6 protein-coding genes are annotated in these 11855 nt (G+C 61.1%); 3 read left to right on the top strand and 3 right to left on the bottom strand.

Annotated elements, in window-relative coordinates:
- Nucleotides 1-16: 16 nt before the first annotated feature.
- On the top strand, nucleotides 17-2533 hold the full coding sequence (gene ptsP / locus NTD87_RS15150) for a phosphoenolpyruvate--protein phosphotransferase (protein WP_262114798.1): 2517 nt from the start codon (nucleotides 17-19) through the stop codon (nucleotides 2531-2533).
- 29 nt (nucleotides 2534-2562) lie between these two features.
- The gene (gene nagE / locus NTD87_RS15145; RefSeq protein WP_262114797.1) at nucleotides 2563-4278 is read left to right on the top strand and encodes an N-acetylglucosamine-specific PTS transporter subunit IIBC; all 1716 of its coding nucleotides are present in this window, start codon (nucleotides 2563-2565) and stop codon (nucleotides 4276-4278) included.
- 214 nt (nucleotides 4279-4492) lie between these two features.
- Here nagE and NTD87_RS15140 read toward each other — a convergent pair whose 3' ends face one another.
- The 3 genes from NTD87_RS15140 to purL all read right to left on the bottom strand — a co-directional run bounded on the left by NTD87_RS15140 (nucleotide 4493) and on the right by purL (nucleotide 10007).
- Nucleotides 4493-4882, bottom strand: coding sequence for a DUF6124 family protein (locus NTD87_RS15140; protein WP_262114795.1), 390 nt, complete (start codon nucleotides 4880-4882; stop codon nucleotides 4493-4495).
- Between the two features lie 911 nt (nucleotides 4883-5793).
- A complete protein-coding gene (gene cutA / locus NTD87_RS15135) occupies nucleotides 5794-6105 on the bottom strand; it encodes a YqfO family protein (RefSeq protein WP_262114793.1) in 312 nt (103 codons plus the stop codon).
- A gap of 5 nt (nucleotides 6106-6110) precedes the next feature.
- Nucleotides 6111-10007 carry a phosphoribosylformylglycinamidine synthase gene (gene purL / locus NTD87_RS15130; RefSeq protein ID WP_262114792.1) on the bottom strand — a complete coding sequence of 1299 codons (3897 nt, stop codon included), beginning with the start codon at nucleotides 10005-10007 and terminating at the stop codon, nucleotides 6111-6113.
- Nucleotides 10008-10294: 287 nt separating this feature from the next.
- On the opposite strand from purL, the gene mltF reads away from it, so the two are divergent.
- A complete protein-coding gene (gene mltF, locus NTD87_RS15125) occupies nucleotides 10295-11755 on the top strand; it encodes a membrane-bound lytic murein transglycosylase MltF (RefSeq protein ID WP_262114791.1) in 1461 nt (486 codons plus the stop codon).
- The last annotated feature ends 100 nt before the right edge of the window (nucleotides 11756-11855 follow it).

Here is an 11855-nt window from a genome sequence, read left to right as displayed (position 1 = left end):
TGATGAGTACCGAGCCATGCATAACAACAATAAAGACCTGACCCTCAGCGCCCCGCTCAGCGGCCCGGTGCTCACGCTCGCCAAGGTTCCGGACCCGGTGTTCGCCAGCGGCGCCATGGGTGACGGGATCGCGATCGACCCGCTGAACAACACCCTGCACGCGCCGTGTGCCGGGGTGGTGGTGCATGTCGCCCGCACCGGCCACGCCGTGACCCTGCGCGCCGACAACGGCGCCGAACTGCTGCTGCATTTGGGCCTGGACACCGTCGAGTTGCAGGGCGAAGGGTTCTCGATGCTGGTCAAGGAAGGCACCCGCGTCAGCAATGGCCAGGCGCTGCTGCGCTTTGACCTGGACCAGGTCGCCCAAGGCTGCAAAAGCCTGGTCAGCTTGTTGATCCTGACCAACAGCCAGGACTTCCAGGTACTGCCGATCACCCTCAAATCGGTCAAGGTCGGCGAGCCACTGCTGCACATCGTGCCGAGAACCACGCACAACGCGCAGGCCGAGGTGGACAGTTCAGGCGCCGAAGTTCACGGGCATATTCGCATCACCCATCGCGGTGGCCTGCATGCCCGTCCGGCAGCCCTGATCCGCCAGACCGCGCAACTGTTCAACAGTAAATCGCAGCTGCATTTCGGCGGTAAATCGGCGTCGTGCGACAGCCTTATCGGGTTGATGGGACTGGGGATTGGCGAGCAGGACGAGGTTCAAGTCAGTTGCAAGGGCGCGGACGCCAAGGCGGCGCTGCAAGCCTTGCTGAACGCCTTGTCCAGCGCGGTCAACGACGACAGCCACGCCACCACACCGACACCGATTGCCCACCGTACTCGCGCTGCCGAAGCCGGCGTGCTGCACGGTGTGTGTGCAGCGCCCGGACTGGTCGGCGGGCCGCTGTTCCAACTGGCCGCCATCCACCTGCCGGAAGACACCGGCAACCATAACGCCGAAGAACAACTGCAAGCCCTCGACCGCGCGCTGGAGCAGGTTCGCGGCGAAATCCGTGAAACGCTGTCCCACGCCAAAAAGCACAAGCACACCGAAGAAGAGCAGATCTTCGCCGCTCACCTGGCCCTGCTCGAAGACCCGGCACTGCTCGATGCCGCCAGCCAGTCCATCGATCAAGGCAGCGCGGCAACCCACGCCTGGAACCAATCGATAGAAGCACAGTGCGAGGTCCTGCAAAATCTCGGTAACCCGCTGCTGGCCGAACGCGCCAACGACCTGCGTGACCTCAAGCAACGCGTGCTGCGCGCCTTGCTCGGGCAGGATTGGCACTACGACGTGCCGGCCGGCGCTATCGTCGCCGCCCACGAACTGACCCCGTCCGATTTGCTGCAACTGAGCCAGCAAGGCGTCGCCGGGCTGTGCATGGCCGAAGGCGGCGCGACCTCCCATGTGGCGATACTTGCTCGCGGCAAAGGCCTACCGTGTCTGGTCGCCCTCGGTTCGTCCCTGCTCGATCAACCCCAAGGCCACGCGGTGGTGCTGGACGCTGACGGCGGTCGCCTGGAGCTGACGCCCAATAGTGAACGCCTGGAGCAAGTGGCTCAGGCCCAACGCGAACATCTGCAACGCCGCGAGCGCCAGCAAGCTCAGGCCCACCACCCGGCGCAAACCCGCGATGGTCTGCGCATCGAAGTCGCGGCCAACGTCGCCTCCAGCACCGAAGCGGCTGATGCGTTGAGAGGTGGCGCCGATGGTGTTGGTCTGTTGCGCACCGAGTTTCTGTTCGTTGATCGCCAGACCGCACCGGACGAACAAGAGCAGCGCCAGGCCTATCAAGCCGTACTGGATGCCATGGGCGACAAGTCGGTGATCATCCGCACCATCGATGTCGGCGGCGACAAACAGCTCGACTACCTGCCGCTGCCGGCCGAAGCCAACCCGGTGCTTGGCCTGCGCGGAATCCGCCTGGCGCAGGTGCGTCCGGAACTGCTCGACCAACAACTGCGGGCGCTGTTGCAGGTCAGCCCGTTGCACCGCTGCCGAATTCTGTTGCCAATGGTCAGCGAGGTCGATGAATTGCTGCACATCCGCCAGCGCCTCGATGCGTTGTGCGCCGAGCTGGAACTGACCCAACGCCCGGAACTGGGCGTAATGATCGAAGTCCCGGCTGCCGCCCTGCTCGCCGAGCAATTGGCCGAGCACGCGGACTTCCTGTCCATCGGTACCAACGACCTGTCCCAATACACCCTGGCCATGGACCGCGACCATGCCGGCCTCGCCGCGCGGGTCGATGCCTTGCACCCGGCGCTGTTGCGACTAATCGCCCAGACCTGCGCCGGTGCCGCCAAGCACCAGCGTTGGGTCGGCGTTTGCGGGGCGCTGGCCTCCGATCCGCTGGCGACCCCGGTACTGATTGGCCTGGGCATCCGTGAACTGTCGGTGAGCCCGCCGCAAGTCGGTGAAATCAAGGAGCGCGTGCGCCAACTGGACGCCGCCGACTGCCGACGCTTCAGCACCACCCTGCTCAACCTGAGCAGCGCCACCGCCGTGCGCCACGCCTGTCATCAACATTGGCCTCTGAGCTGAACAACAACAAGAACCCAGGGAGATACGCCATGTACCAACTCTTCATCGAAGGCTTGCAGCGCCTCGGACGGGCGCTGATGCTACCCATCGCGATCCTGCCGATTGCCGGCCTGTTGCTGCGTCTGGGCGACACCGACCTGCTGAACATCGCGATCATCCACGACGCTGGGCAGGTGATCTTCGCCAACCTGGCGCTGATCTTCGCCATCGGCATCGCGGTCGGTTTCGCCAGGGACAACAACGGCACCGCCGGGCTCGCCGGGGCGATTGGTTACCTGGTGATGGTCTCCACCCTCAAGGTGCTCGATGCAAGCATCAACATGGGCATGCTCGCCGGGATCATCAGCGGCTTGATGGCCGGCGCGCTGTACAACCGCTTCAAGGACATCAAGCTGCCGGAATACCTGGCGTTCTTCGGCGGCCGCCGCTTCGTACCGATTGCCACCGGGTTCAGCGCCGTCGGCCTGGGCGTGGCCTTCGGTTTGATCTGGCCGCCGATCCAGAGCGGTATCAACAGCTTTGGCCAATTGCTGCTGGAAAGCGGCAGTATCGGCGCGTTCGTCTTCGGCGTGTTCAACCGTTTGCTGATCATCACCGGCCTGCACCACATCCTCAACAACATGGCCTGGTTCATCTTCGGCAGCTTCACCGACCCAACCACCGGCACGATCGTGACCGGCGACCTGGCGCGCTACTTTGCCGGCGACCCGAAGGGTGGCCAGTTCATGACCGGGATGTTCCCAATGATGATCTTCGGCCTGCCGGCCGCGTGCCTGGCGATGTACCGCAACGCCCTGCCGGAACGCCGCAAGGTGATGGGCGGGATTTTCCTGTCGATGGCCCTGACCTCATTCCTGACCGGCGTCACCGAGCCGATCGAATTCGCCTTCATGTTCCTCGCGCCGCTGCTGTATTTGTTGCACGCACTGCTGACCGGCCTGTCGATGGCGATCACCAACGCGCTGAACATCCATTTGGGCTTCACCTTCTCCGGCGGTGCCATCGACATGGCACTGGGCTGGGGCAAGTCCACCAACGGCTGGCTGGTGTTCCCGGTGGGCCTGGCGTACGCGGTGATCTACTACGGAGTGTTTGATTTCTGCATCCGCCGCTTCAACCTGAAGACGCCGGGGCGCGAAGACACCGTTGTCGCTGAAAAAGCTGTACTGAACGAAAACCAGCGGGCCGGGGCGTACATTCAGGCCTTGGGCGGTGCTGAAAACCTGATCACTGTCGGTGCCTGCACCACCCGCTTGCGCCTGGAAATGGTCGACCGCAACAAAGCCTCGGACACTGAGTTGAAAGCCCTCGGCGCCATGGCCGTGGTTCGCCCCGGCAAAGGCGGCAGCTTGCAAGTGGTGGTCGGGCCGCTGGCCGACAGCATCGCCGATGAGATTCGCCAGGCGATGCCGGCTTCTGGTAACGCGGTGATCGCCGCTGTTGTGGTGGTCGAAGAAACACCGAAATCAGCGCCTGTGGCCATCCCGGAAGCACAAAAATGGCTGAACGCCTTGGGCGGCAGCGACAACGTGCTGCAACTCGATTGCGTGGCGATGACCCGGATTCGCCTGCAACTGGCGGATGGGAAAGCACTGTCGGAATGCCGGCTCAAGGAGTTGGGTTGCCAAGGTGTGAGCGCGTTGGACGGTGGCGTGTGGCACCTGTTGGTTGGTGATAAAGCACCGAGTTTGAGTGAGACACTCGAAGCGCTGGTGAATCGCAGTGAGGTCAGTGCCAAGGTTTAGATCTTCGTTGCTGGACATTCAGTCATCGCGAGCAGGCTCGCTCCCACACTGAATTTTCGACGCGACCGCTATCTGAAGTACGACAGAGATCAACTGTGGGAGCGAGCCTGCTCGCGATGAGGCCCTCCCGAACGCCGAATAATCCATTGTTCACAAAAAAAACCGCTGACCGTTTCCGGCTCAGCGGTTTTTCATTTTTTGACGTACAGCGGACCTATTCTTTGACGTAAAACTGCGCCGTCTCCGACGGGTTGTAGTCATCCAGCGCCTTGTCCACCAACAACAAAGCACCATCGACCATCCGGCAAATCGCCAACGCCACACTGCGTCGCGAGCCCTCGATCTCGAATGCCAGGTCGGCAGCCATGACCTTGACCGACGCCAGATCTTCCGCGGCATTGGCCAGCAGGGCTTCGAGGCCGACATCGGGCGCAACACTGAACAAACGGTCCGAGCGCAGATCGCTGAAGCGCAGTTTGGCGAGAGTGGGTTTCAGATAATGGTCGAGCGCGCGGTGCGCGGCGTCGTGGAGCTTTTTTGAATCGAGGGATTCGTAGGGGGAAACGTCGTCGGTTTCTGGGGGATTGGGAGTTTCTTTGATCATGGTGGAGCTCCTAACAATAGTTGGAGCTGACAGCATCACTTGCAGATGATGGGTGGCAGCTGTATGCGGGTCTGCAAGACCGAGTTGTTAGGCCCTCGGCAGACCCGAAGGTCTCCCGCACACAGCCACCATAAATCGATGGACACTGAAAAAGCGTCACGATTATAGGTGCGCCTGTAAGCGCCTAACAAACTATCGGCGGGCTTGCAGTCCCGGTCGCTGAATTGGCAGCGACGTTTGAAGGCTAGAGATAGCGCTTCCGAGCGGCAACCTGAAAGACATGTCAGAGATTTCTACGTTGCCCGTGATGCTGTCATCGAGTTCAAGCCGCTTCCTACAGGCATTACACAACCCCAATAAAGTAGGAGCGATCAAGCAAGATCAAAAGATCGCAGCCTGCGGCAGCTCCTACGAAGATCATCACCAGCGGCGCTCCTTCACCACTCAACAGGCCGAGCGTTAGCTCACCTGCCGCTGTTGATCTTGATCCACCCGCCCCTTCGGGAGGCCGAGCGCAGGTGTTCATCAGGGGGTTGGCGCGCAGCGCCGTACGGCGCAGCCGGACACATCGAGAGGAGGTCGTAGCGAAGCAGACCGTAGGCGATGCCCCCTGATGAATACCGGAGCGAGGGAACGCCGAGCCTTAGCGAGGTGCCGTACGCTTGGGGCGAGACCTTTTGGTTACTTTTGGGGCGTTTGCCAAAAGTGACACGCTGTAAGAGCGGAACCGTAAGTGGCCGTTACCGCAGCAACAGATATGTACACCTGCAAGAGATTGGTCGGCTGTCAGGCCGCCATCGCGAGCAGGCTCGCTCCCACAGTTTTGATTGATGTACACCCAACAAATCCCAGGCAACAAAAAACCCGCTGAAATCACTTCAGCGGGTTTCTCATTTCAGCAGCCAAGAAGATCAGAAATCTTCCAACCGCCACACTTCATACGCCGGCGTCTCATAGGGATGACTCTGCTTCAGAGCCTCCACCACCGAGCGAATCAACTCATCGCTGACCACCAGCTCAACCTTCCATTCCTCAACCTGCTCGACCTGCCCCGCTTCACCAATAAACGGCTGACTGCCGTCCAAAGGCCGAAACTGACCCAACCCAAGCACCTGCCACGCACAGTGGTCATAAGCCCCAATCCGCCCACCACCCGCAGCGAACACAGCACTCTTGACCACCTCAACATGGCTCTGAGGAACAAAAAAACTGAGCTTGTACACAGCGCTTAGTTCACCCACACACGAGCATTACGGAACATACGCATCCAAGGAGCGTCCTCGTTCCACTCTTCCGAGCGCCACGAGTTCTGCACGGCGCGGAATACCCGCTCCGGGTGCGGCATCATGATGGTCACGCGACCGTCACGGCTGGTCAAACCGGTGATCCCGCGCGGCGAACCGTTCGGGTTGGCCGGGTAGTTTTCGGTGACCTTGCCATGGTTGTCGACGAAACGCATCGCCACGCAACCCGACAGATCCGCTTGCAGCAGCGCTTCTTCGCTGGCGAACTCGGCATGACCTTCACCGTGAGCGATAGCGATTGGCATGCGCGAACCGGCCATGCCTTGCAGGAAGATCGAGTTCGACTCCTGAACCTGAACCATTGCCACGCGGGCTTCGAACTGTTCGGAACGGTTACGCACGAAGTGCGGCCAGAGCTCGCTGCCCGGAATCAGCTCGTGCAGGTTGGACATCATCTGGCAACCGTTGCACACACCGAGGGTGAAGCTGTCAGTGCGTTCGAAGAAGCCCTGGAACGCATCGCGAGCACGGCTGTTGAACAGCGCCGATTTCGCCCAGCCTTCACCGGCGCCCAGTACGTCACCGTAGGAGAAGCCACCGCACGCCACCAGACCTTTGAACTCGTTCAGGTCGACACGGCCCGCAAGGATGTCGCTCATGTGCACGTCGATCGCGTTGAAACCAGCACGGTCGAACGCGGCCGCCATTTCCACCTGACCGTTGACGCCCTGCTCGCGCAGTACGGCAACCTGTGGGCGAATGCCTTTCTTGATGTAAGGCGCGGCGACGTCCTGGTTGACGTCGTAGCTCAACTTGACGCTCAGGCCCGGGTTGTCTTCTTCCAGCAGCACGTCGAACTCTTGGTCGGCGCAGTCGGCGTTGTCACGCAGACGCTGGATCTGGTAGCTGGTTTCGGCCCACTGACGTTGCAGCAGATGACGCTGACCGTCGAACACGGTTTCGCCGTTGAAGGTGATGCTGATCTCGGCGTTGTTCATCGGCTGACCGACTACCGACACACAATCGCCCAGGCCCGCCGCGCTGAACTGCGCAAGGATATCCGGCGTGGAGTCCTGGCGAACCTGGATCACCGCACCCAACTCTTCGTTGAACAGGATCGCGGCGATGTCGGCCGAGGTTTCCGCCAGACCGTCGAGGTTCAGGCTCAGACCGCAGTGACCGGCAAAGGCCATTTCCACCACGCTGGTCAGCAGACCACCGTCGGAGCGGTCATGGTAAGCCAGCAGGTGACCGTCGGCGTTGAGGCCCTGGATCACGGCGAAGAAGGCCTTCAGGTCTTCGGCGTCATCGACGTCCGGAGCCTGCTTGCCAAGCTTGCCGTGAACCTGCGCGAGGATCGAGGCGCCCATGCGGTTCTGGCCACGGCCCAGGTCGATCAGGATCAGGTCGGTGGTGCCTTTGTCCATGCGCAGTTGCGGGGTCAGGGTCTGACGGATGTCAGTCACTGGCGCGAAACCGGTCACGATCAGCGACAGCGGCGAGGTCACGCTCTTGTCGACGCCTTCGTCGTTCCAGCGAGTGGCCATGGACATCGAGTCCTTGCCCACCGGAATGGTGATGCCCAGTTCCGGGCACAGCTCCATGCCGACCGCTTTGACGGTGTCGTACAGACGCGCGTCTTCGCCCGGGTGACCGGCAGCCGACATCCAGTTCGCCGACAGTTTGATGTCGGAGATCTTGCCGATGCGCGAGGCAGCGATGTTGGTCAGGGTTTCGCCGATGGCCATGCGGCCCGACGCCGGAGCGTCCAGCAGTGCCAGCGGAGTACGCTCGCCCATGGCCATGGCTTCACCGGTGTAAACGTCGAAGCTGGTGGCGGTGACGGCAACGTCGGCCACCGGAACCTGCCACGGGCCGACCATCTGGTCACGGGCCACGAGGCCAGTGATGGTGCGGTCGCCGATGGTGATCAGGAAGCTTTTGCTGGCCACGGCCGGGTGATGCAGAACGCGCTCGACGCAGTCGGCAATGGCCAGGGTCGACGGATCGAAGTCGTCGCCCAGTTCGGTTTCACGAACCGCCGAACGGTGCATGCGCGGGGCTTTGCCCAGCAGCACTTCGAGTGGCATATCCACAGGACTGTTGCCGAAGTGGCTGTCGGTGACGGTCAGTTGCGGTTCAGCAGTGGCTTCACCGACGACGGCAAACGGGCAGCGCTCACGTTCGCAGATTGCCTTGAAACGTTCGAAGTCGGCCGGGCCGACCGCCAGAACGTAGCGCTCCTGGGATTCGTTACTCCAGATTTCGTGCGGGGCCATGCCCGGCTCGTCGTTTGGAATGTTGCGCAGTTCGAAGCGGCCACCACGGTCGCCATCGTTGACCAGTTCCGGGAAGGCGTTGGACAGACCGCCCGCGCCGACGTCGTGGATGAAGCTGATCGGGTTGTGCTCACCCAACTGCCAGCAACGGTCGATGACTTCCTGGCAACGGCGTTCCATTTCCGGGTTTTCGCGTTGTACCGAAGCAAAGTCCAGGTCTGCCGAGCTGGTGCCGGTGGCCATGGAGGAAGCCGCGCCGCCGCCCAGGCCGATCAGCATCGCCGGGCCGCCCAGCACGATCAGCTTGGAGCCAACGAGGATCTCGCCTTTTTGTACGTGTTCGGCACGGATGTTACCCATGCCGCCGGCCAGCATGATCGGCTTGTGGTAACCGCGCACTTCATCGCCACGCGGGGTGGTGATGGATTGTTCGAAGGTACGGAAGTAACCGGTCAGCGCCGGACGGCCGAATTCGTTGTTGAATGCAGCGCCGCCTAATGGGCCTTCGATCATGATGTCCAGCGCGGTAACGATGCGCTCGGGTTTGCCGTACGGCACTTCCCACGGCTGTTCGAAGCCCGGGATTTGCAGGTTGGACACGGTGAAACCGGTCAGGCCAGCCTTCGGCTTGGCACCACGACCGGTAGCGCCTTCGTCGCGGATCTCGCCGCCGGAACCGGTGGATGCGCCCGGGAACGGGGCAATCGCGGTCGGGTGGTTGTGAGTCTCGACTTTCATCAGGATGTGCACCGGTTCCTGCACCGCGCCGTACTGGCGGGTTTCAGGGTCCGGGAAGAAACGGCCGGCGACGTTGCCGACGATCACCGAAGCGTTGTCCTTGTAAGCCGACAGAACGCCTTCGCTGTGCATCACGTAGGTGTTCTTGATCATGCCGAACAGGCTTTTTTCCTGACTCTGGCCGTCGATGTCCCAACTGGCGTTGAAGATCTTGTGACGGCAGTGCTCGGAGTTCGCCTGGGCGAACATCATCAGTTCGATGTCGTGCGGGTTGCGCTTCAAGCCAACGAAGGCGTTGACCAGGTAGTCGATCTCGTCTTCCGCCAGGGCCAGGCCCAGTTCGACGTTGGCTTTTTCCAGCGCGGCGCGACCGCCACCCAGGACGTCGATCGCCGTCAGGGGCTTGGGTTCGGAGTGACTGAACAGGCCGGCAGCCTGCTCGAGGTTTTCCAGTACGATCTGGGTCATGCGATCGTGCAGCGCATCAGCAATAAGCTGTGCTTGCGCGTCGGTGAATTCACCGGCCACGTAGAACGCGATACCGCGCTCCAGGCGCTGGATTTTCGCCAGGCCACAGTTACGGGCGATGTCGCTGGCCTTGCTCGACCATGGCGAGATGGTGCCGAAACGCGGCAATACCAGGAACAGACGGCCGGTCGGCTCTTGAACCGGAACGCTAGGACCGTACTTCAGAAGGCGCGCTAGCACCTGCTGTTCGTCGCCGGTCAGGACGCCGGTAACTTCGGCGAAGTGAGCGAATTCAGCATACAAGCCACTGACAGCCGGAACCTTCTGGGTCAGTTGCTCAAGGAGTTTGCTGTGGCGAAAGGCAGAAAGGGCAGGAGCGCCGCGCAGGATCAACATCTTCGGGACAGCCTCGGGAAGGGGGTGTGCTTTGAGGCCGTGCATTCTAGCCTAAACCGCCCGCGACAGCACCCGAAACGCTACACCCGGTATTGTCCGAACGTCGGCCGGGGGCTCAACGCCTGTAACCCATGCTTTTCAAGGTGCCTGAAGGGGGTTATTTCAGTTGTCACATTCAGGCCTGAGCGCCTGTTCCTGAGGGCTTGCGCCGGGTTTGGAAATCTCTAGCAGACAAGCCCCTTGCTGTCGAGATATGGCGGTCGTGGTCCTTTGCGTATACTGCGCAGATGTTTTCCCCAACGGCTTTGCGTCCGCGATTCGCTAAATGGCTTATCGCAACCGGACTCTTCCTGATGCTCAGTGGCTGTGTTGATAAACCCAACACACTGGAGCGCATAAAGGAGGATGGCGTGCTGCGGGTGGTTACCCGTAACAGCCCCGCCACCTACTTTCAGGATCGCAACGGTGAAACCGGCTTCGAATACGAGCTGGTGAAGCGCTTCGCCGACGATCTGGGGGTGAAACTCAAGATCGAAACCGCGGACAACCTCGACGACCTGTTCGATCAGGTCGGCAAGCCCGGTGGCCCGGTGCTGGCTGCTGCCGGTCTGGTCAGCAGCGAGAAACGCAAGGCGCAGGTCAGGTTCTCCCACTCTTATCTGGAAGTCACCCCACAGATCATCTACCGCAACGGTCAGTCTCGGCCAACGACTGCAGCCGATCTGGCCGGCAAGAAGATCATGGTGCTCAAGGGCAGCACCCACGCCGATCAACTCGCAGCGCTGAAACAAAAATACCCCGGCATTGAATACGAAGAATCCGACGCGGTTGAGGTCGTTGACCTGCTGCGCATGGTTGATGAAGGTCAGATTGATCTGACGCTGGTCGACTCCAACGAAGTCGCCATGAACCAAGTTTACTTTCCGAACGCACGGGTCGCCTTCGACCTGGGCGATGCCAGCAACCAGAGCTGGGCGGTCGCCGCCGGCGATGACAACAGCCTGCTCAACGAGATCAATGCTTTCCTCGACAAGGCGCAGAAGAATGACACTCTGCAACGGCTGAAAGATCGTTATTACGGGCACGTCGATGTACTCGGTTACATGGGCGCCTACACCTTCGCCCAGCACTTGCAACAACGGCTGCCCAAGTACGAGAAACACTTCAAGGCATCGGCCAAGGAAGAGAAAGTCGACTGGCGACTGCTGGCGGCAATCGGTTACCAGGAGTCCCTCTGGCAACCGGCGGTGACCTCAAAAACCGGCGTTCGCGGCCTGATGATGCTGACCCAGAACACCGCACAGGCCATGGGCGTGTCCAATCGCCTGGACGCCAAGCAAAGCATCATGGGCGGTGCGAAGTACCTGGGTTATATGAAGGATCAACTGGACGACTCGATTCAGGAGCCGGATCGTACGTGGTTTGCGCTGGCGGCCTACAACGTCGGCAGCGGTCACCTGGATGACGCGCGCAAGCTCGCGGCCAAAGAAGGGCTGAATCCGGACAAGTGGCTCGATGTGAAAAAGATCCTGCCGCGCCTGTCGCAGAAGCAGTGGTACAGCAAGACCCGCTATGGCTACGCACGTGGCGGCGAACCGGTGCATTTTGTGGCGAACATCCGGCGTTACTACGACATCCTGACGTGGGTCACGCAGCCGCAGCTTGAGGGCGATCAGATTGTCCAAGGCAATCTGCACGTGCCGGGCATCGACAAGACCAAGCCGCCCGAAGAAAACCCACCGCTTTAATCAGGACAACCCCCAATCAAATGTGGGAGCGAGCTTGCTCGCGATAGCAGTCTTGCAGCCAACATTTTCGTTGAATGTTAAGACGCCATCGCGAGCAGGC

It is taken from the genome of Pseudomonas sp. 6D_7.1_Bac1, from assembly GCF_025465945.1.
GTDB lineage: Bacteria > Pseudomonadota > Gammaproteobacteria > Pseudomonadales > Pseudomonadaceae > Aquipseudomonas.
This window is presented reverse-complemented; position numbering and strand designations above follow the sequence as displayed.

Bases quoted from the DNA above. Each gene is read 5' to 3' on its own strand.
- ptsP (WP_262114798.1), top strand. From the start codon at position 17: ATGCATAACAACAATAAAGACCTGACCCTCAGCGCCCCGCTCAGCGGC.
- nagE (WP_262114797.1), top strand. From the start codon at position 2,563: ATGTACCAACTCTTCATCGAAGGCTTGCAGCGCCTCGGACGGGCGCTG.
- NTD87_RS15140 (WP_262114795.1), bottom strand. From the start codon at position 4,882: ATGATCAAAGAAACTCCCAATCCCCCAGAAACCGACGACGTTTCCCCC.
- purL (WP_262114792.1), bottom strand. From the start codon at position 10,007: ATGTTGATCCTGCGCGGCGCTCCTGCCCTTTCTGCCTTTCGCCACAGC.
- mltF (WP_262114791.1), top strand. From the start codon at position 10,295: ATGTTTTCCCCAACGGCTTTGCGTCCGCGATTCGCTAAATGGCTTATC.